Below are 22,233 nucleotides of genomic sequence, written 5' to 3' on the forward strand. Positions count from 1 at the left end.
CCGCCGAGGCGGGTTTTTTGTTAAGAGAGAAAGTCAGACTTACTGACCTTTGATCTCTTTACGACCGTTGTACGGTGCTTTTTCACCCAGAGCTTCTTCGATACGAATCAGCTGGTTGTATTTAGCAACGCGGTCAGAACGGCTCATAGAACCAGTTTTGATCTGGCCAGCAGCAGTACCAACAGCCAGGTCAGCGATGGTAGCGTCTTCAGTTTCGCCTGAACGGTGAGAGATAACGGCAGTGTAGCCAGCGTCTTTCGCCATTTTGATCGCAGCCAGAGTTTCGGTCAGAGAACCGATCTGGTTGAATTTGATCAGGATGGAGTTAACGATGCCTTTTTCGATGCCTTCTTTCAGGATCTTGGTGTTGGTTACGAACAGATCGTCACCAACCAGCTGGATTTTGTCGCCCAGGACTTTAGTCTGGTATGCGAAACCATCCCAGTCAGATTCGTCCAGACCGTCTTCGATAGAGACGATCGGATACTGTTTGGTCAGGTCTTCCAGGAAGTGAGTGAACTCTTCAGAGGTGAACGCTTTGTTGCCTTCGCCAGCCAGAACGTATTTACCGTCTTTGTAGAATTCAGAAGCTGCACAGTCCATCGCCAGAGTGATGTCGGTACCCAGCTCGTAGCCAGCAGCTTTAACCGCTTCTGCGATAACAGCCAGTGCTTCAGCGTTGGAACCCAGGTTCGGCGCGTAGCCACCTTCGTCACCAACTGCAGTGTTCATGCCTTTAGCTTTCAGAACTTTAGCCAGGTTGTGGAACACTTCAGAACCCATACGTACGGCTTCTTTCAGGGATTTAGCGCCAACCGGCTGAATCATAAATTCCTGGATGTCGACGTTGTTGTCAGCGTGCTCACCACCGTTGATGATGTTCATCATCGGAACCGGCATGGAGTATTTGCCCGGAGTACCGTTCAGCTCAGCGATGTGCTCGAACAGCGGCTGGCCTTTAGAGGCAGCAGCAGCTTTGGCGTTAGCCAGAGACACAGCCAGGATGGCGTTTGCACCGAAGTTAGATTTGTTTTCAGTACCGTCCAGGTCGATCATGATTTTATCGATGCCAGCCTGATCTTTGGCGTCTTTGCCAAGGATTGCCTGAGCGATCGGGCCGTTGACAGCGCCAACAGCTTTCAGTACGCCTTTACCCATGAAACGGGATTTGTCGCCATCGCGCAGTTCCAGCGCTTCGCGGGAACCAGTAGAAGCACCTGACGGAGCTGCTGCCATACCAACGAAACCACCTTCCAGGTGTACTTCGGCTTCAACAGTCGGGTTACCACGGGAGTCGATGATTTCACGACCGATGACTTTAACGATTTTGGACATTAGGTTTTCCTCAGTACAAGTTAAACTAAAACTCCAGACAAACAATGCACCCAGATGGGTGCATTGCCGTTCTAACTCATTTTACTTCGCCTGACGCTTTTGATACTCGCCTGCTGCTTTCACAAAACCTGCAAACAGCGGGTGGCCATCACGTGGCGTTGAAGTAAACTCCGGATGGAACTGACAAGCGACAAACCACGGGTGATTCGGCACTTCGATGATCTCGACCAACTGATCATCCCCGGAACGGCCCGCAACACGCAGGCCCGCATTTTCAATCTGTTTCAACAACATGTTGTTGACTTCGTAGCGGTGACGATGACGCTCAGTAATGGTTGATTCGCCGTACAGCTGGCGAACCAGGCTTTCGTCTTCCAGCTGGCACTGCTGTGCGCCAAGGCGCATGGTGCCGCCAAGGTCGCTCTTTTCAGAACGGACTTCAACGTTGCCTTCTTCATCACGCCATTCGGTAATCAGGGCCACAACCGGGTACTTACAGTCTGGCACAAATTCCGTCGAGTTGGCGTTCTCCATTCCCGCGACGTTACGCGCAAACTCAATCAGCGCAACCTGCATACCCAGGCAAATACCCAGATATGGAATTTTGTTTTCACGCGCATAGCGTGCAGTGGCGATTTTACCTTCAACACCGCGATAGCCGAAGCCACCCGGGATCAGGATAGCGTCCAAATCTTTCAGAATTTCGACGCCGCGCGTTTCCACATCCTGCGAATCAATCAGCTTGATGTTGACGGTAACGCGGTTCTTCAGACCACCGTGTTTCAGCGCTTCGATCACCGATTTGTAGGCGTCCGGCAGTTCAATGTACTTACCGACCATACCAATGGTGACTTCGCCAGCCGGATTGGCTTCTTCGTAAATAACCTGTTCCCATTCGGCCAGGTTTGCTTCCGGACAGCTTAAGCTGAATCGTTTACAAATATAATCGTCCAGCCCCTGTGATTTCAACAGGCCCGGAATTTTATAAATGGAATCGACGTCTTTCAGAGAAATAACAGCCTTTTCCGGAACGTTACAGAACAATGCAATTTTAGCACGTTCGTTGGCCGGTACCGCCCGATCGGAGCGGCAGATCAGAATATCTGGCTGAATACCGATGGAAAGCAGCTCTTTCACGGAGTGCTGAGTCGGTTTGGTTTTGACTTCGCCGGCGGCTGCCATGTACGGCACCAGGGTCAAATGCATAAACAGAGTATGCTCACGACCAATCTCTACGGCCATCTGACGGATAGCTTCGAGGAACGGCAGGGATTCGATATCACCGACGGTACCGCCGATTTCAACCAGCACCACGTCGTGACCTTCACCACCGGCAAGAACGCGCTCTTTGATCGCGTTGGTGATGTGTGGGATGACCTGTACGGTCGCGCCCAGGTAATCACCGCGGCGCTCTTTACGCAGAACGTCGGAGTAGATACGGCCCGTAGTGAAGTTGTTGCGGCGGCTCATTTTGGTGCGGATGAAGCGCTCGTAGTGACCCAGGTCCAGATCGGTTTCAGCGCCGTCTTCAGTAACGAACACTTCCCCGTGTTGGATTGGGCTCATGGTGCCCGGATCGACGTTGATATACGGATCCAGTTTCATCATGGTTACGTTAAGCCCACGGGCTTCGAGAATAGCGGCCAGGGAGGCTGCGGCAATGCCTTTACCCAGAGAGGATACGACCCCGCCGGTCACAAAAATATAGTTCGTTGTCATGCTGAACCTGAGAAGTTAGGGTGAAACGATGGAATAACCAGGACGGGAAAGTAGTATACCCGAACACGACGAGCGCCACAAACTTTCATTCTCCGTCTCCTTTCCAGGCCATGACAAACATAAGGAGTGAGAAAATAGCCCCTTTTGGGTAAATGTTTTTGACGCAAATCAAGCGCTTGTCATTTAAAAAATCACACAAATAGCGCTTGATCGCAAAATTCCGTTAGAGATCAGTTTCCTGCCGTTTTACCTCTTGCCACACTTCCTCCATGATATTGAGGTCTACGCCAGTCATTTCTAACCCGCGAGCGGCCACAATTCGTTCAACTTCACGGAAGCGGCGTTCAAATTTAAGGTTCGCTTTTTGCAGTGCCACTTCGGCTTTTACCCCCAAATGGCGGGATAAATTGACGGTCGCGAACAGCAGATCGCCCATTTCCTCCTCCAGTTTAGCCTCATCCACGACGGCCTGCTGCGCTTCATGCATGACCTCATCGATCTCTTCATGCACTTTGTCCAGCACCGGACCCAGCGAGGTCCAGTCAAACCCCACGGCAGAACAGCGACGCTGAATTTTATGCGCGCGCATCAACGCTGGCAGGCTGTGCGGAATATCATCCAGTGCGGAATGCTGAGCTTTCTCGGCCCGCTCGGCGCTTTTTATTTGCTCCCAGCGCGCCAGCACTTCGGCGCTATCGCCGGCGGTCGCATCTCCGAAGATATGCGGGTGACGGCGCTCAAGCTTATCGCTGATAGCCGCACAGATATCGTCAAAATTAAAGCGCCCTTCTTCCTGCGCCATCTGCGCGTAGAACACCACCTGGAACAGCAGATCGCCCAGCTCGCCACGCAGATCGTCAAAATCTTCACGACTGATGGCATCCAGCACTTCGTAAGTTTCTTCGAGGGTATAGGGGGCGATGGTGGCGAAGGTCTGCTCTTTGTCCCATGGACAGCCGTTTTCCGGGTCGCGCAGGCGCTGCATAATGCCGAGCAGCCGGTCGATTTGGTTCATGTCTTTTCCTGTTGCAAGCGATAATGCCGGGTATGGATTTCGCCTTACCCGGCTAACGTGAAAGCGTATCCCCGGCCCGTCATGCACCGCCGGGGAAAGCAAAATACGATCGATTAGCCACCGTGCAGACGGCGGGCATCAATTACATCCGGTACCTGGTTCAGTTTTCCGAGCACGCGGCCCAGCACCTGCAGGTTGTAGATTTCAATGTTCATGTCGATCGTGGCCAGCTGCTGTTTGGTGTCGCTACGGCTGGCAACGCCGAGCACGTTCACTTTTTCATTGGCGAGGATCGTGGTGATATCCCGCAGCAGGCCGCTGCGATCGTTGGCGACAACGCGAACCACCAGCGAATATCCCGCGGAGTAGCTTTCTCCCCATACCGCGTCAACGATACGCTCGGGCGCATGCGACTGCAGTTCCGCCAGTTGATCGCAGTCCGCCCGGTGTACGGAAATCCCGCGCCCCTGGGTGATAAAACCGACAATCTCATCGCCCGGGATGGGCTGGCAGCAGCGCGCAATGTGATGCATCAGGTTACCGACGCCTTCCACCACCACCCGACCATTGTCTTTGCTGCGACTCTGCGGCGCCCAGGTTTTCTGCTGCAGCTGTTTCAGCGCTGCCGCATCCTGCTCTTCGGCGCTCGGTTTATTGAACTGCGCCTGCAGGAAGTTGACCATCTGGTTAAGGCGAATATCGCCGCCGCCAATGGCCGCCAGCAGTTCGTCCAACTCGTTGAAGTTGTAGCGCGGCAGCAGGTGTTTCTCTGCTTCCTTGAGGCTGATTCCCAGGTGCTCAAGCTCATCGTCAAGAATCTGCCGCCCGGCAAGAATGTTCTTGTCGCGATCCTGCTTGCGGAACCAGGCGTGAATTTTGGAGCGCCCGCGGCTGGTCGTCACATAACCCAGGTTCGGGTTCAGCCAGTCGCGGCTGGGGTTCGGCTGCTTCTGGGTGATGATTTCAATCTGATCGCCCATCTGCAACTGGTAGGTAAACGGCACGATGCGCCCGCTGATTTTGGCGCCAATGCAACGGTGACCGACATCACTGTGAATATGGTAGGCAAAGTCGAGCGGCGTGGAACCGGCGGGTAAATCCACCACGTCGCCTTTCGGCGTAAAGACATAGACCCGGTCGTCGAAGACCTGGCTGCGGACTTCATCCAGCATTTCACCAGAATCGGCCATTTCTTCCTGCCAGGCAATCAGCTTACGCAGCCAGGCGATACGGTCTTCATAGCCGCGCCCGCCGCTCACGCCCGCGCTGGCGCCCTCTTTGTACTTCCAGTGCGCCGCCACACCCAGTTCGGCATCTTCATGCATCTGCCGGGTACGGATCTGGATCTCGACCGTTTTTCCCCCAGGCCCCAGTACCACGGTATGAATAGACTGGTAGCCGTTCGGTTTGGGGTTGGCAACGTAATCATCGAACTCATCTGGCAGGTGGCGATAGTGGGTATGGACGATCCCCAGTGCGGCATAGCAGTCCTGCAGGCGCTCAGCGACAATACGCACGGCCCGCACGTCAAACAGCTCATCAAAGGTGAGGTGTTTTTTCTGCATTTTTCGCCAGATGCTGTAGATGTGCTTCGGCCGCCCGTACACCTCCGCTTTGACGCCTTCGGTTTTCATTTCGGAGCGTAAATGCCCCACGAACTCATCAATGTAGTGTTCACGGTCAATGCGGCGTTCGTGCAGCAGTTTAGCAATACGTTTGTATTCGTCCGGATGCAGATAGCGGAAGCAATAGTCTTCCAGCTCCCATTTCAGCTGGCCGATACCTAAACGGTTGGCCAGAGGCGCATAGATGTTGGTGCACTCTTTTGCCGCCAGGACGCGTTCGTCTTCGGGCTCATCTTTGACTTCCCGCAAATGGGCAATACGCTCGGCAAGCTTGATGACCACGCAGCGGAAATCGTCGACCATCGCCAGCAGCATGCGGCGGATATTATCGACCTGTTCTGAAGAGACGGAATCGGTGTGGGTAGCTTTAAGCTGGCGAATGGCCGCCATATCGCGCACGCCGTGAATCAACGTGACGACGGATTTGCCGACGCTCTCTTGCATCACCTCTTCGCTAACGACGTTGCCGTCCGCCAGCGGGAAAAGCATGGCGGCCCGCAGCGTGTCGATATCCATACTCAGCGTGCAGAGTATTTCCACCATCTCCACGCCGCGCCATAGCAGAAGGTCCGCTCGAGGATGTCCCTGTGTTTTCTCGCGACAGTAGTCCCAGGTTTCGGCTAAGCGTTCACACGACTGCTGGCTGGAAATTCCCAGACTCGCGATCCATTTCTTCGGGTCAAATTCACCAGCTTTATTAAGATGTGCACTTCTTACCGCAACCATTGTCCTCTCCTTAAGGGACCTGGCCTGCCGAAGTCGGCAAGCCTCAACTTTTACACGTCATCCTTCAAACCGCATCAGCGTTGGCTTTTTTTGTTCACCTCAGTCACCGACCTGGGCCAGCGCTTGAGCATTCACTCTGTTGCCACCTCGATACGATTCGAGTGATGTTATGTAAGCTTATGCTCAAACAACACCATCGATTCCAGATGTCCGGTATGCGGGAACATGTCCAGCATCGCCAGGCGTTGGATCGTATAGCCTGCCTGTAGCAGGTGTTCGCTATCACGTGCCAGCGTCGCCGGGTTACAGGAGACATAAACCACGCGGCGTGGCGCGAGCTTTATAATCTGTGGGATCACTGCTGGCGCCCCGGCTCGCGCCGGATCGATCAATATTTTATCAAAGCCGCGCTTCGCCCACGCCTGACGGGTGACATCTTCCTCCAGATTTTCATGAAAGAATGTCACGTTGTGCAACTGATTGAGCGCAGCATTTTCCCGCCCTTTCTCCACCAGCGCCGGAACGCCTTCAACCCCGACAACCTCAGCGGCGCGTGTCGCCAGCGGCAGCGTGAAATTACCCATGCCGCAAAACAGATCGAGCACCCGGTCCTGCGGCTGAACATCCAGCCACGCCAGGGCGGTCTGCACCATCTGTTGATTGACGCCGTCATTCACCTGAATAAAGTCGCGCGGACTGAACATTAAGCGTAGTCCGTCTGACGTATACCATGGCGCTTCCCCACGAATATGCTCCAGTATCTCGCTTTGTGGGGCCAGATACAGGGCAAGATCATGAGTTTGCGAAAATCGTTCCAGTTTTTCTCTGTCGCCTGCCGGCAGCGCCGCCGTGTGGCGCAGGATCATCACCGGGCCATTATCCGCCAGCACCAGTTCAACATGCCCCAATTGACGCTGAGATTTCAGCCCCGTCAGGCAGGTGCGCACCGCGGGCAGCAATGCCTCAAGATCGGGCACCAAAACAGGGCATTGCACCACATCGACAATGTCGTTGGTGTTGGCCTTGCGAAAACCCATCTGTAATTGTTGGGACTTCGGCTGGTAATTCAAGCTCAGACGCGCACGTCGGCGATATCCCCACGGCGAAGCGGCTATAATATCGTCGACATCGTGTTTCATGAGCCGAGCAAGCGCGGCACGTTTACTGTGCTGCTGTAGCTCAATGCTGGCATGCTGTTGCTGGCAGCCTCCGCAGACGCCAAAATGCGGGCAGTGCGGTACCTGACGCTGAGGACTGTCACTCAGACGGCGTTTGACCTGGGCCCGGGAGTACTGTTTTTTGTCTTCCACCAGGACAACTTCGGCCTGTTCCTGCGGCAGTAAACCACTAACAAATAGCGCTTTACCATGGTGACGCGCAACGCCCTGGCCAAAGGGATCGAGGTCGTTTACTGTCACGGTTATGATCTGGCGCGTCGTCACACGCCGTTTTGCAGAGTAGAATTGCGCCATCGTAGAGATTTGTCTCAATCAAATAAACTGACTCTATACACGAGTCCTTTCAAGGTACATCAGCGCGGCGGGCAGCAGTCCACGACGGCGTGTGTAAGCCCGGCACTGACGCCATCAACGCAGAGGCACTTGAAGGATGAAGCGTATATTCTCCCATAACGGAACCGCATGACCAACTACAGCCTACGTGCTCGCATGATGATTCTTATTCTGGCACCTACCGTCCTCATTGGTTTGCTGCTGAGTATTTTCTTCGTCGCCCATCGCTATCACGACCTGCAGCGTCAGTTGGAAGACGCCGGAGCCAGCATTATTGAACCACTGGCGGTCTCCAGTGAATATGGCATGAATCTGCAAAACCGCGAGTCAATCGGCCAGCTCATTAGCGTATTACATCGCCGCCACTCTGATATTGTGCGGGCCATTTCCATCTATGATTCGCAGAACCGCCTGTTTGTCACCTCTAACTTTCAGCTGAACCCCAGCGAACTGCGTCTGCCGAAAGGGGCCAAATTTCCTCAGCAGCTCACCGCGATACGCGAAGGCGACGTGATGATTTTGCGTACCCCGATCGTCTCCGAAAGCTATTCGCCAGATGAATCACCGGGAACCGATGCCAAGATGCCCGGCAATATGCTGGGCTATGTTGCCCTTGAACTCGATCTGAAATCGGTACGCCTGCAGCAGTACAAAGAGATTTTTATCTCCAGCGTTATGATGCTGTTCTGTATTGGCATTGCGCTCATTTTTGGCTGGCGCCTGATGCGCGATGTCACCGGCCCAATCCGCAACATGGTCAATACCGTTGACCGTATTCGTCGTGGGCAACTGGATAGCCGCGTCGAGGGCTTTATGCTCGGCGAGCTGGATATGCTGAAAAACGGCATTAACTCGATGGCGATGTCGCTGGCGGCTTACCACGAAGAGATGCAGCATAATATCGATCAAGCGACTTCGGATCTTCGCGAAACCCTCGAACAGATGGAGATCCAGAACGTTGAGCTGGATCTGGCGAAAAAGCGCGCCCAGGAGGCCGCACGTATTAAGTCGGAGTTCCTTGCCAATATGTCCCACGAGCTGCGAACCCCGCTCAATGGGGTGATTGGCTTTACCCGACTGACGCTGAAAACCGATTTGAATACCACCCAGCGTGATCATCTCACCACGATTGAACGTTCGGCAAATAACCTGCTGGCGATCATCAATGACGTGCTGGACTTCTCCAAGCTGGAGGCCGGTAAGCTGATTCTGGAAAGCATTCCGTTCCTGCTACGCAATACGCTGGATGAAGTCGTCACCCTGCTGGCGCATTCGGCCCATGATAAAGGGCTGGAGCTGACGCTAAACATCAAAAACGATGTGCCGGATAATATTATCGGTGACCCGCTGCGCCTGCAGCAAATCATCACAAACCTGGTCGGCAATGCCATCAAGTTTACCGAACATGGCAATATCGATGTGCTGGTCGAACAGCGGGCGCTCAGCAACACCAGCGTGCAGATAGAGATTCAAATCCACGACACTGGCATCGGTATCCCCGAACGCGATCAGTCCCGGTTATTCCAGGCCTTCCGACAGGCCGATGCCAGCATTTCCCGGCGTCACGGCGGCACCGGGCTTGGGCTGGTGATCACCCAACGGCTGGTCAAAGAGATGGGCGGTGATATCTCTTTCCACAGCCAGCCCAATCGCGGCTCCACTTTCTGGTTCCACATCAGTCTCGACCTCAACCCGAACGCCGTTCAGGAGAGCCCGATGACGCCGCTTCTGGCGGGCAAAACGCTGGCCTACATTGAGGCCAACGCGACGGCGGCGCAGTGCACTCTGGAGCTGCTGGCTACCACGCCGCTGGAGGTGGTCTACAGCCCGACCTTCTCCGCGCTGCCGAAAGCACACTACGATATTCTGCTGGCCGGGCTCCCGGTATCGATGCGCGATATTAGCCAGCAGAAAGACAATCTGGCGAAAGCCTGCGCCATCGCCGATCATTTGCTGCTGGCTCTCCCCTGCCACGCGCAGATAAATGCCGAAACGCTGAAGCAGGATGGCGTTGCCGCCTGCCTGCTCAAACCGCTAACCGCCACGCGTTTAGTGCCGGCGCTTATCGCCTCCAGCCGTAGCAGAACACCGATCGCCCTTCCCCACACCGACAGCGACAAGCTGCCGATGACGGTAATGGCGGTGGATGATAATCCGGCCAACCTCAAGCTTATCGGCGTGTTGCTGGAGGATCTGGTGCAGCACGTGACGCTGTGTGAAAGCGGCCAGCGTGCGGTGGAGCAGGCCAAAGAGATGCAGCTGGATCTGATTCTGATGGATATCCAGATGCCGGAGATGGACGGCATTCGTGCCTGCGAGCTGATTCGTCATCTTCCCCATCAGCAGCAGACGCCGGTGATCGCCGTAACCGCCCACGCCTTTGACGGCCAGAAAGAAAAGCTGATGAACGCCGGCATGAATGACTATCTGGCGAAGCCCATCGAGGAAGAGAAGTTACACAATCTGCTGTTGCGCTATCAGCCGGGAGGCCATGTCGCGCCACCGTTAGCGGCAGAGACCATCGAGCCGCCCATTGACCATAACGTGACGCTCAACTGGCAGCTGTCGCTACGCCAGGCCGCCATGAAGCCGGACCTGGCGCGAGAAATGCTGCAAATGCTGATCGCCTTTATGCCGGAGGTGCGCAATAAAGTGGAAGAGCAGTTGGTCGGTGAAAAACCGGAGGGGCTGTTGGATCTGGTTCATAAACTCCACGGGAGCTGTAGCTACAGCGGTGTACCGCGGCTGAAAAAGTTGTGTCAGACCCTTGAAAGCCAGCTGCGGGCCGGAACCGCGCCTGAAGATCTGGAGCCGGAGCTGCTTGAACTGCTGGATGAGATGGATAACGTCACCCGGGAAGCCTGCAAAATGCCGGGGATCAAAACGCCATATAACGGATAGCGCACTGCCTGTCCGGGCTACCGTCGGCCCGCGTCCCGGATAGCACGACGCTTATCCGGGTTACGGCTGGGGGTTAACGTTGCTGGCCGAGTTTCAACACCGCGGCGACATTTCGCGCCGTCATACGTACATTGTCGGCGGCATTGGCCAGCGCCTCCTCGAGGGTGCACACCGAATAGATCACGCTGAATACCGCATCCAGGCCATGCTGATGCACAATACCAACATCGGTGGTCAGGCTCCCGGCGATGGCAATGACCGGTACATTGTAGCGTTGGGCGACCTTCGCGACTCCGACCGGCACCTTGCCGTGAATGGTCTGGCTATCAATGCGCCCTTCGCCGGTGATCACCAGGTCGGCATCGGCGACCAGCTCGGCGAGATGCAGAGCATCGGTCACTATCTCGATCCCCGGGCGTAACCGGGCACCACAGAAAGCATACAGCGCCGCTCCCATGCCGCCTGCGGCACCGCCGCCTTCCAGCTGCAGGACATCAACGGCTAAATCACGTTGAATAATCTGCGCGAAATGCGCCAGCGCCCGATCCAGACGGACGATCATCTCCGCCGTCGCCCCTTTTTGCGGGCCAAATACCGCGGTTGCCCCCTCCGGGCCGGTCAGTGGATTCGTTACATCGCAGGCAACATCGATACGACAATCAGCAAGACGACTATCCAGCTCGCTAAGGTCAATACGCGCCAGTTGTTCCAGCGCGCCGCCACCGGTAGCAATCTGCTGGTTATCCTGCGTCAGCAATTTTCCCCCCAACGCCTGCACCATCCCGGCGCCACCATCGTTGGTAGCACTGCCGCCAATGCCGATAATGATCTGCTGTACACCGGCATCCAGTGCGTGACGAATCAGTTCCCCGGTTCCCCAGGTGGTGGTGATTAAGGGATTGCGGTTGGCCACCGGGACGCTTTCCAGGCCGCTGGCCGCCGCCATTTCGATAAAAGCGCAGCGTTCATCACCGGACAAACCGTAAAATGCCTGCACCGGTTCCCCCAGCGGGCCGGTCACGGTCACCTGCACCAGATGCCCCTGCGTGGCGGCGACCATCGCTTCGACGGTCCCTTCACCACCGTCGGCAACGGGCAGTTTGACATACTCCGCGTCAGGGTAAATCTCCTGAAACCCCGCCTCTATCGCGGTCGCAACCTCCAGGGCGCTCAGACTCTCCTTGTATGAATCCGGCGCAATCACAATTTTCATACGCTGTCCTTAAATGAACAAACACCCGGTATCAATATGTCTCCGGTTCCCGCAGGAACCGGATCTTCCTTAGCGCACCATGCACGGGCGCTTGTTATCAAACGTCCAGTTCGGGATCAGGTACTGCATGGCCATCGCGTCATCGCGGGCCCCCAGCCCATGCTTTTTATATAGCTCGTTTGCCTGCATCACGCGGTCCATATCCAGCTCAACGCCCAGACCCGGCGTTGACGGAACCTGCACCATCCCCCCTTTAATTTCAAAAGGTTGCTTGGTTAAGCGCTGGTTACCTTCCTGCCAGATCCAGTGGGTATCGATCGCCGTGATATTGCCTGGTGCCGCCGCCGCCACGTGGGTGAACATCGCCAGCGAAATATCGAAATGGTTGTTGGAGTGTGAGCCCCAGGTCAAGCCAAATTCATGGCACATCTGCGCCACACGCACCGAACCCTGCATGGTCCAGAAGTGCGGATCCGCCAGCGGAATATCCACCGACTGCAATGACAGAGTATGCCCCATCTGACGCCAGTCGGTGGCAATCATATTGGTGGCCGTCGGCAAACCGGTGGCGCGACGGAATTCCGCCATCACTTCACGACCGGAGAACCCTTGTTCAGCGCCGCAAGGATCTTCAGCATACGCCAGCACGCCCTTCAACTGTTTGCCAATCTGGATGGCTTCGTCCAGCAACCAGGCGCCGTTGGGATCCAGGGTCACTCGCGCCTGCGGGAATCGCTTCGCCAGGGCAACAATCGATTCGGCTTCTTCCTCACCCGCCAGCACGCCGCCCTTAAGTTTGAAATCGTTGAAGCCATATTTTTCGTAAGCGGCTTCCGCCAGCCGGACAACGGCATCCGGCGTCATCGCCTCTTCGTGACGCAACCGGTACCAGTCGCAGCGCTCGTCGGTCTGGCTTTGATAGGCCAACGGCGTGGCATGACGATTGCCGACAAAGAACAGGTAGCCCAGCATTTCGACTTCACTACGCTGCTGACCGTCGCCCAGCAGAGAGGCCACGTTGACGCCAAGATGCTGCCCTAGCAGATCCAGTAACGCGGCTTCAATTCCGGTCACGACGTGAATGGTGGTACGTAAATCAAATGTTTGCAAACCGCGACCGCCGGCATCCCGGTCGGCGAAGCGCTGACGCACGGCGCCCAGCACGTTTTTATATTCACCCAGCGTCTTACCGACCACCAGCTCTGCCGCCTCTTCCAGCGTCTGGCGGATTTTCTCACCGCCGGGGATTTCACCAACGCCGGTATGGCCCGAGTTGTCTTTAATAATCACAATATTACGGGTGAAATAGGGGGCGTGTGCCCCGCTAAGATTCATCAACATGCTGTCGTGACCGGCAACCGGAATAACCTGCATGGCAGTAACGACGGGAGTAGAAAATAATGTACTCATCTTGAATCCTTTTCTTATAACGTGGCGACTTAACCACGACCAAATACGGGACGTTTGCGATCGAATTTCCAGCCGGGGATCAGATACTGCATCGGACCCGCGTCATTTCGCGCGCCTCCAGGCAGCGTCTTATAGGCTTCATGGGCTTTTTGCAGCTGGTCCCAATCCAGTTCAATACCCAGTCCTGGCGCCTGCGGTACGGCAATTTTTCCGTGAGTAATCTGCAACGGATTTTTCGTCAGGCGGCAATCGCCTTCCTGCCAGATCCAGTGGGTATCGATAGCGGTCGGGTTGCCCGGCGCAGCAGCGCCCACATGGGTAAACATCGCCAGCGAAATATCAAAGTGGTTGTTCGAATGACAACCCCACGTCAGCCCCCAGTCATCGCAGAGCTGCGCGACGCGGACCGCCCCGGAGAGGGTCCAGAAATGCGGATCCGCCAGTGGGATATCCACCGCGTTCAGCATCACGGCGTGGCCCATTTCGCGCCAGTTAGTGGCGATCATGTTGGTGGCAACCGGCAGCCCGGTCGCACGACGAAACTCGGCCATCACCTCACGCCCCGAGAAGCCCTGTTCAGCGCCGCACGGGTCTTCGGCATAGGTCAGCACATCCTGCAGCCCCTTGCACAGCGCAATTGCTTCATCAAGCAGCCAGGCGCCATTGGGGTCGACGGTGATGCGCGCATCCGGGAAACGCTTCTTCAGCGCACGGGCTGTATCAATTTCCTGCTCGCCGGGCAACACGCCGCCCTTGAGTTTGAAATCCTTAAAGCCATAACGGTCCTGCGCGGCTTCGGCAAGACGCACCACCGCATCACTGTTCAACGCTTCCTGATGGCGCAGCTGATACCAGTCATGATCGCCTGGGGTTTTCTCCAGATACGGCAGGTCGGTTTTGTTACGATCGCCAATGTAGAAGAGATAGCCCAGAACGGTGACCGCATCACGCTGTTTACCTGGACCGAGCAGTTCGCAGACCGGGACCTGCAGTGCTTTACCGAGCAGATCCAGCAGTGCCGCTTCCAGCGCGGCCACCGCGTTCACCCGTAGCTCAAAGGTCCAGGCGCCGTTGCCAAAACTATCGAAGTCTGAAGCCTGGTTACCTTTGTGTACCTGCTGAACCACTTTGTTCAGGCGAGCGATCTCCTGCCCGACCACCAGCGGAACGCTATCGAGCAGGGTCTGATAAATCACTTCGCCGCCCGGAGCCTCGCCGATGCCGGTATTTCCGGCATTGTCGGTCAGCACCACGATATTGCGGGTAAACCAGGCATTATGCGCGCCACCGATATTCAGCAGCATGCTGTCATGACCGGCCACCGGAATAACTTTCATATCGATGACGACGGGACTTGATTGTGTATTCATCTTTAGCGCTCCGTTACCGGTTTGAGTTCAATACGTTTGATATCGCCCACCAGCACCAGATAGCTCAGTACGGCCACCAGCGCATGCACCCCAACATATATCAGCGCGCCGTTAAATGAGCCCGTGGTCCCGACAATGTAGCCAATCGCAATCGGCGTCACGATGCCGGAGATATTGCCGAACATGTTGAACAGACCGCCAGACAGGCCGCTGATCTCTTTCGGCGCGGTGTCCGCCATGACGGCCCAGCCCAATGCGCCAATCCCTTTGCCGAAGAAGGCCATCGCCATGAAGCCGATAATCATCCATTCTGCGCTTACGTAGTTGCAGAACACCATGACCATCGACAACAGCATGCCTAAGACAATCGGGGTTTTACGGGCAATATTAAGTGAACCGGTGCGCCGCATTAGCCAATCGGAGATGATCCCACCCAGCACGCCCCCGGCAAAGCCGCAGATCGCCGGGATTGATGCGACAAACCCGGCCTTCAGGATCGACATACCGCGCGCCTGAACCAGATACACCGGGAACCAGGTGATAAAGAAGTAGGTCAACGCGTTGATGCAGTACTGGCCGATGTAGATACCAACCATCATGCGGGAACCGATCAGCTGTTTGATTTGCCCCCATTTTTCGCTCATCGGGACTTTATGGGTGCCTTTCTTCTGATCCATGTTGATCAGCGCACCGCCTTCAGCAATGTATTCCAGCTCTTTCTTGTTCACGCCGGGGTGCTGATTCGGCTCATGGATGACTTTCAGCCACACAAAGCTGATAACAATCCCCAGCCCACCCATAAAGAAGAACACATGTGACCAGCCCACTTCATGGGTTAACCAGCCCATGATGGGCGCGAAGATCACGGTGGCGAAGTATTGTGCCGAGTTGAAAATCGCTACCGCCGTGCCCCTTTCCTGTGCAGGGAACCAGGCCGCGACGATTCGACTGTTGCCGGGGAATGACGGGGCTTCCGCCAGGCCGACCAGAAAACGTAGGGTAAACAGTGCGATAATAATGCCGAAGCCGCTGAAGATATCGACAAACCCCTGCAGCAGGGTAAACATCGACCAGATGAAAATGGACCAAAAGTAGACGCGTTTAGAGCCAAAGCGGTCGAGCAACCAGCCGCCGGGGATCTGACCAATAACGTAAGCCCATGAGAAGGCGGAAAAAACGTATCCCATGCCGACGGCATCGAGGCCAATATCTTTGGCCATTTCCGAACCGGCGATCGACAGCGTAGCGCGATCGCCATAGTTAAAGGACGTGACGATAAACAGCATCACCACTATCCAGTAGCGAGCATTGGTGCGTTTTTCCGCGCCGCTCGCAGCCTGACTTAATGTACTCATTGTTGCACTCCTGAATCATAGCCGATAGCTACGTTCATTCTGAACGGCACAACCTGTAGGGTAATCAGAATGACGTGTTCGTGTTTCTGTTCATTTTTGTTATGTCTGACGTACTGTTTTTTTAACTGGCTCGGAGAGTATAGAAAGAGGCCCTGGCTGGCTCACCGTGCATATACACAGCTTTCGCGGGCATTTAGAAATAGATTTGTGGCTTTTGTCTGAGAAGATGGGGGGTAGTTCACGGAAATGAAAAGCAATGGCCGCCAGCCACGATAACGGTGAAACTATCGGCAGGAGTGTGAATTGTCTCTCTTGACCCGGTGGAAATGTCGGGGAAAAAACCAGATAAACCGCAAGGCTATCGTGCAAATGCCAGAACCACGGGCCAAACGGTGTGAACCAGCGCCGGCCGCGGCGAAAAGGCCCTCTGCGACGCAGAGGGCGCAATCTGTTATTGCGTTACTCCAGCAGGCTCGCCCACTGTTGCACCCACGGGTTGGAAACACCCTCAGGTTCCGGATCTTCGCTGGCATCGATCATCAGCATATCGCCGATCCGTTTTGCGCCCTGCTCCTGCAGCAACGCATCAAAGGTCTTACCGCCGCCGCAAAAATTGGCGTAGGTGCTATCGCCCAGCGCAATGATCCCGTAACGCAGATGCGGCTGGTACATGTCCTTCATCCCTTCATACAGTGGGACGATGCTGTCCGGCAGATCGCCCTGCCCGGTGGTGGATGTCACCACCAGCACATATTTGCCGCTGTACGGTTCCCAGTCCTGGATCTCCGGGTCTTCGTACACCTTCGCTTTATGGCCCAGTCCGCTCAGAATGGCTTCCGCCTCTTCGGCGACCAGCAGCGCGTTGCCATACATCGTGCCTACAAAAATCCCGACTTCTGCCATGATTATCTCCCTGGATTGCCCTCAATATCTTCATCCTGACCGCTGTCGTCAGCAAACTCAACCCTTTCATTTAACGGCAGAAGGCCGCGCCAGCCAAACTGCGACAGCGCACGCATCCAGACCTCATCCAGGCCCGCGCGGATCACCAACGGTTCGCCGGTAAAGGGGTGGGTTAACGATAGCTGGCTGGCGTGAAGCATCAGGCGGTCTACGGCAAAATGTTCGGCGGCGCTACGATTCTGCCGAAGGTCACCGTGTTTACTGTCGCCAATAATCGGATGGCGCAAATGGGAGAGATGGCGGCGCAGCTGATGTTTTCGTCCGGTTTTCGGTTCCAGCTCCACCAGGCTGTAGCGCGTCGTCGGATAACGCCCGGTCGCGACCGGCATTTCGACCGTCGCCATCCCGCGATAATGGGTGACCGCCGGCTGGGGCTCTTTGTCATCGCGGGCGAATTTATCGGCGATTTTATCCAGCTCTTCCACTAGCGGATAATCCAGGACCTCATCGTCGGTCAGCCAGCCGCGAACCACCGCGTGGTAGCGCTTTTGCATCTGGTGTTGTTCAAACTGTTGCGACAGCCGCCTTCCCGCTTCGCTGGACAGCCCCATCAGCAGGACCCCGGAGGTCGGGCGGTCGAGACGATGAGCGGTAAACACGTGCTGACCGATCTGGTCGCGGACGGTCTGCATCACCACCACTTTTTCATCGCGATCCAGCCAGCTGCGATGGACCAACCAGCCGGAGGGTTTGTTCACCGCCACCAGCCATTCATCCTGATAGATAATTTCCAGCATCAGGCGTCGTCGCTCGTAAACAGCGTATCGAGCAGCAGCAGTTCCGCCAGTACGCGTTCACGCAGCGGATGGGTGGCATCGAGGGCCATCTCATAATAGGGGGCCACTGCGAAGTTCTGCGGCAACGGCTGTTCGCTATCAAGTAGGTGGTGCATCCGCGGGATCAGGACCCACTGAAGCCACTCCAGCGGTTCCAGAGTGTCCATACAGAACGGCTGATCGCTGGCAAAAGCCCGGCTTTCCGGCGCATTGACTTGCCAGTGTTCTGTTTCGCGCAGCAGCGCTTCAAGGGCGTGCAAACGCTCGCGCACGCTAAGGTGAAGAGTCATGGGAAACCTCGATGAGTTGTAAACCGGACGCAGAATAGCAAATACCGCAGCGAAAACGACTGTATTATACCCAAAATAATTCGCGTTGCTTGTAGGCGGTAAGGCCGTAAATCCCCAGGCGCTTACTCAGGTAAGTGACTGGGGTGACAAATCTGTCTGGAACAGATTTAAACGCTGCGAGCAGCGGCCCTGATAAGGGTGAGGCTCATGGATGAGCCGAATAACGGGTGCAGCCAACACCCAGGCAACTTGAAGGATGAAGGGTATAGAGGCATAAAAAAAGGGAGCACTGTGTTAACAGTGCTCCCGGTTCGTTTCGCAGCAATCCAGCTACATTGGTGCTCCCTGCTCGTCCATGAAAACTTTTCCTGTGGTCTCCTGACCATGTTCATCCATAAACTAGCGCATCCTGCTCTCACACCACCCCGATGTGAAATGACTTATCCCTAAGTTTGTCCCGATCTTCCTGATCCACCGTTCATCATGAGCGGCTCACGTTCTCCATCCTGGAGGTGTCCCTTACGCGTTCCTGCGTGATCCTGTGCTTCATCCTGAAGCCTGTCCTTGCAACGCCTTCCCGGCGGGTCCTGCAAGAAGTGTCATCATCCTGATGTTCACTTCTTCTCGCGACTCCCTGTCGACGTACATAGGATCACTGATTCCGCTTCGTCTTACAAGCCTTCTTGAGAGAATCTCTTAAGATTAACCCCACCCTGCGAAACGAAAAAAAAGAACAACAATTTGAATTTTATGGATTTATTACAAATCAATTGATTAAAAAATTGCGTAAATGATGACGATCTCTTACAGGTCTTGTAAGAGATCTCTCACAAACAGGTTGGCAAAATGGATTACAGAACTGGCTCAAGCTGATTAAGGAAACTCGCAAGAGAAGGAGAAAGGGTTGTCCGTTTGCGGGTGCCGAGCGTCTCTTTAAGGACCTCGCCGCTCACGTTACAGACCGAAATGACATCCAGCTCACTGTCCAGCGTCGCAATAAACAACGTCGGCGACAGCTTGAGCCGCTTTTGCACCAGCAGATGGCCGATTAAATTTTCCTGCACGCGCTGGAAGTCATCTGGACTCCACGTCTGCAAAAGCGTCATCGCCTCACCAGCAAAGCTGGCCGCCATATCACCGGCGAACTGGGTGGTATAATAACTATGAATCGGCTGTTGTACCACAATATCGAGCGCCCGTTCAACTGCGCTGATGTTGGGTTCTAAAGAAAAGCGCTGCGGCTGCCAGAACACCGCATCATCGTCCGTCGCGCTGATGCAGGGAGACGGGACACCATAAAGCTCTTCGCTTCGCGGCAGGCTGGCGTATTGCTGCTGCCAGGCAGCGCAATAGCGTTGAGTAAAGGCTTGCAGCGCTTCTGCAGTTTGATGGTCCACCGGTTTCTCTCTTCACGTTAGCCAGGATACACTTGGTTGCTAGTGTACCCGCTTTCCTATGGTGAAACATGTCTTCTTACGATAATCATCAGGCGCTGGCCGGCCTGACGCTCGGTAAATCAACGGATTACCGCGATACTTATGATGCCTCCCTGCTTCAGGGCGTGCCGCGCAGCCTGAACCGCGACCCGCTGGGGCTGCACGCGGATAATCTGCCGTTTCACGGCGGTGATATCTGGACCCTGTATGAGCTCTCCTGGCTGAACGCCAAAGGGCTGCCGCAGGTCGCCGTCGGTCACGTTGAGCTGAATGACACAACCGTTAACCTGGTGGAATCGAAGAGCTTTAAGCTCTATCTCAACAGCTTTAACCAGACCCGTTTTGCCAGCTGGCAGGACGTTCAGGCAACGCTGACGCGCGATCTCAGCGCCTGCGCCCAGGGCGAGGTCACGGTGTCGCTGTATCGCCTCGACGAACTCGAAGGCCAACCGGTGGCGCATCTGCACGGTACCTGCATCGATGAGCAGGATATCGAGATTGATAACTATGAGTTCAGCACCGACTATCTGCAGGATGCCGCAGGCGGCAAGGTCGTCGAGGAGACGCTGGTCAGCCATCTGCTCAAATCCAACTGTCTGATCACCCACCAGCCCGATTGGGGCTCGGTACAGATTCAGTATCGTGGGCCTAAAATCGACCGCGAAAAGCTGCTGCGCTATCTGGTGTCGTTCCGCCACCACAATGAATTCCACGAGCAGTGCGTCGAGCGAATCTTTAACGACCTTCTGCGTTTCTGCCAGCCGGAATCCCTTTCCGTCTACGCCCGCTATACCCGCCGTGGGGGGCTGGACATTAACCCGTGGCGCAGCAACGGCGAATTTGTGCCGGCCATCGGCCGACTCGCCCGCCAGTAGTAAACATTTTCACAATTTGCGTGCGTTAACGCGTGCGCAAGGTTGTGGAAACGTCACCGGCAAGGCTATTGTAATCTCAGGAAGACGATAATCGTCCTGTAAGGAGTTCACTTGATTACACATGTTAGCCCGCTTGGTTCAATGGATATGCTGTCACAGCTGGAAGTGGATATGCTTAAACGCACCGCCAGCAGTGACCTCTATCAACTCTTTCGTAACTGCTCGCTTGCTGTACTCAATTCGGGGAGCCTGACCGATAACAGCAAGGAGCTACTGTCTCGTTTTGAAAACTTCGATATTAACGTCCTGCGCCGCGAACGCGGTGTGAAGCTGGAATTGATCAACCCGCCGGAAGAGGCCTTCGTTGACGGACGGATTATTCGCTCCCTGCAGGCCAACCTGTTTGCCGTGCTGCGCGATATCCTGTTCGTCTACGGACAAATCCACAACACCGTGCGCTTCCCGAATCTCGATCTCGAAAGCTCGGTACATATCACCAACCTGGTGTTTTCGATTCTGCGTAACGCCCGCGCCCTGCACGTCGGTGAAGCGCCGAACATGATTGTCTGCTGGGGCGGCCACTCGATTAACGAAAATGAATATCTGTACGCCCGTCGCGTCGGCACCCAGCTCGGCCTGCGTGAGCTGAACATCTGCACCGGTTGTGGCCCAGGCGCCATGGAAGCACCGATGAAGGGCGCCGCGGTCGGCCATGCCCAGCAGCGTTATAAAGACAGCCGCTTTATCGGGATGACCGAGCCGTCAATTATTGCCGCCGAGCCGCCAAACCCGCTGGTGAACGAGCTGATCATCATGCCGGATATCGAAAAGCGTCTGGAAGCGTTCGTGCGCATCGCCCACGGCATTATCATCTTCCCGGGCGGCGTGGGGACAGCAGAAGAGCTGCTCTATCTGCTGGGTATTTTAATGCACCCGGCGAACCAGTCGCAGGTGCTGCCGCTGATCCTGACCGGACCAAAAGAAAGCGCTGACTATTTCCGCGTGCTGGATGAATTCATCGTGCACACGCTGGGTGAATCGGCCCGTCGCCACTACCGCATTATCGTTGACGATGCCGCAGAGGTGGCACGGCAGATGAAGAAAGCGATGCCGCTGGTGAAAGAAAACCGCCGCGAGACCGGGGATGCCTATAGCTTCAACTGGTCGATCCGTATTACTCCTGACCTGCAAATGCCGTTCGATCCAACGCATGAAAACATGGCCAACCTCAAGCTCTATCCGGACCAACCGGTAGAAGTGCTGGCGGCGGACCTCCGTCGTGCATTTTCCGGCATCGTGGCCGGCAACGTCAAAGAGGTGGGTATTCAGGCGATTGAGAAGTTCGGTCCTTACAAGCTGCACGGCGATCCGGAAATCATGCGTCGGATGGACGAACTGCTGCAGGGCTTCGTCGCCCAGCATCGTATGAAGCTGCCAGGCGGCAGTGCCTATATTCCTTGCTATGAAATCGGCTCCTGACAGGTAGCCCATTTCCCAGTCATACCGGGTTACGACGCGCGATGCCGTAACCCGCTTTTCCTGCCCTGGTTCTTCCCTAGTTCTTCCCAACGCTCTCCCTTGCTTTCTCCTGCGTGTTGCCTTGCCTTTCCCCGGCGCAGCTTTCCGAATGATTCAATTATTTTAAGAATCGTTTGTTCTGTTTTTACAAAGCCAATCGTTTGCGTTTCCATAAACAGCAATAAATATCACTAA

General features: G+C 55.4%; 16 protein-coding genes. 3 read left to right on the top strand and 13 right to left on the bottom strand.

Going from position 1 to position 22,233, the window contains the following annotated elements:
- Positions 1-39: 39 nt before the first annotated feature.
- From eno to rlmD, 5 genes are all read right to left on the bottom strand, one after another.
- Positions 40-1,335, bottom strand: coding sequence for a phosphopyruvate hydratase (gene eno / locus ACMYSO_RS09060; RefSeq protein ID WP_123756720.1), 1,296 nt, complete (start codon positions 1,333-1,335; stop codon positions 40-42).
- Positions 1,336-1,416: 81 nt separating this feature from the next.
- The gene (pyrG, locus tag ACMYSO_RS09065; protein WP_123756719.1) at positions 1,417-3,054 is read right to left on the bottom strand and encodes a glutamine hydrolyzing CTP synthase; all 1,638 of its coding nucleotides are present in this window, start codon (positions 3,052-3,054) and stop codon (positions 1,417-1,419) included.
- Positions 3,055-3,277: 223 nt separating this feature from the next.
- Complete coding sequence (gene mazG, locus ACMYSO_RS09070; RefSeq protein ID WP_434670205.1) at positions 3,278-4,069, bottom strand: nucleoside triphosphate pyrophosphohydrolase; 792 nt, start codon at positions 4,067-4,069, stop codon at positions 3,278-3,280.
- 113 nt (positions 4,070-4,182) lie between these two features.
- Complete coding sequence (gene relA, locus ACMYSO_RS09075) at positions 4,183-6,420, bottom strand: GTP diphosphokinase (protein ID WP_434670206.1); 2,238 nt, start codon at positions 6,418-6,420, stop codon at positions 4,183-4,185.
- Between the two features lie 167 nt (positions 6,421-6,587).
- Positions 6,588-7,892 carry a 23S rRNA (uracil(1939)-C(5))-methyltransferase RlmD gene (rlmD, locus tag ACMYSO_RS09080; RefSeq protein WP_434670207.1) on the bottom strand — a complete coding sequence of 435 codons (1,305 nt, stop codon included), beginning with the start codon at positions 7,890-7,892 and terminating at the stop codon, positions 6,588-6,590.
- A gap of 168 nt (positions 7,893-8,060) precedes the next feature.
- Here rlmD and barA point away from each other — a divergent pair, with 168 nt between their 5' ends.
- Positions 8,061-10,832: a two-component sensor histidine kinase BarA gene (barA, locus tag ACMYSO_RS09085; protein WP_434670208.1), complete on the top strand. Its 2,772-nt coding sequence runs from the start codon at positions 8,061-8,063 to the stop codon at positions 10,830-10,832.
- A gap of 73 nt (positions 10,833-10,905) precedes the next feature.
- Here barA and ACMYSO_RS09090 read toward each other — a convergent pair whose 3' ends face one another.
- The 8 genes from ACMYSO_RS09090 to syd all read right to left on the bottom strand — a co-directional run bounded on the left by ACMYSO_RS09090 (position 10,906) and on the right by syd (position 19,606).
- Positions 10,906-12,045 carry a glycerate kinase gene (locus ACMYSO_RS09090; protein WP_434670209.1) on the bottom strand — a complete coding sequence of 380 codons (1,140 nt, stop codon included), beginning with the start codon at positions 12,043-12,045 and terminating at the stop codon, positions 10,906-10,908.
- 69 nt (positions 12,046-12,114) lie between these two features.
- Positions 12,115-13,455, bottom strand: coding sequence for a glucarate dehydratase (gudD, locus tag ACMYSO_RS09095; protein WP_434670210.1), 1,341 nt, complete (start codon positions 13,453-13,455; stop codon positions 12,115-12,117).
- 29 nt (positions 13,456-13,484) lie between these two features.
- Complete coding sequence (locus ACMYSO_RS09100; RefSeq protein WP_434670211.1) at positions 13,485-14,825, bottom strand: enolase C-terminal domain-like protein; 1,341 nt, start codon at positions 14,823-14,825, stop codon at positions 13,485-13,487.
- Positions 14,826-14,827: 2 nt separating this feature from the next.
- A complete protein-coding gene (gudP, locus tag ACMYSO_RS09105; RefSeq protein ID WP_123756711.1) occupies positions 14,828-16,180 on the bottom strand; it encodes a galactarate/glucarate/glycerate transporter GudP in 1,353 nt (450 codons plus the stop codon).
- A 459-nt stretch (positions 16,181-16,639) separates the two neighbouring features.
- A complete protein-coding gene (locus ACMYSO_RS09110; RefSeq protein ID WP_434670212.1) occupies positions 16,640-17,083 on the bottom strand; it encodes a flavodoxin in 444 nt (147 codons plus the stop codon).
- Positions 17,084-17,085: 2 nt separating this feature from the next.
- A complete protein-coding gene (gene truC, locus ACMYSO_RS09115; RefSeq protein WP_434670213.1) occupies positions 17,086-17,880 on the bottom strand; it encodes a tRNA pseudouridine(65) synthase TruC in 795 nt (264 codons plus the stop codon).
- Positions 17,880-18,209, bottom strand: a complete 330-nt coding sequence (locus ACMYSO_RS09120) for a YqcC family protein (protein ID WP_434583288.1) — start codon at positions 18,207-18,209, stop codon at positions 17,880-17,882. Before ACMYSO_RS09120 ends, truC begins: the two co-directional genes overlap by 1 nt.
- A gap of 851 nt (positions 18,210-19,060) precedes the next feature.
- Positions 19,061-19,606, bottom strand: a complete 546-nt coding sequence (gene syd / locus ACMYSO_RS09125; protein WP_434670214.1) for a SecY-interacting protein — start codon at positions 19,604-19,606, stop codon at positions 19,061-19,063.
- Positions 19,607-19,674: 68 nt separating this feature from the next.
- Here syd and queF point away from each other — a divergent pair, with 68 nt between their 5' ends.
- Both queF and ppnN read left to right on the top strand, forming a co-directional pair.
- Complete coding sequence (gene queF, locus ACMYSO_RS09130; protein WP_123756706.1) at positions 19,675-20,520, top strand: NADPH-dependent 7-cyano-7-deazaguanine reductase QueF; 846 nt, start codon at positions 19,675-19,677, stop codon at positions 20,518-20,520.
- Positions 20,521-20,631: 111 nt separating this feature from the next.
- Positions 20,632-21,999: a nucleotide 5'-monophosphate nucleosidase PpnN gene (gene ppnN / locus ACMYSO_RS09135; RefSeq protein WP_123756705.1), complete on the top strand. Its 1,368-nt coding sequence runs from the start codon at positions 20,632-20,634 to the stop codon at positions 21,997-21,999.
- The last annotated feature ends 234 nt before the right edge of the window (positions 22,000-22,233 follow it).

It is taken from the genome of Klebsiella sp. B345 (genome assembly GCF_051131735.1).
Classification (GTDB): Bacteria; Pseudomonadota; Gammaproteobacteria; order Enterobacterales; family Enterobacteriaceae; genus Klebsiella.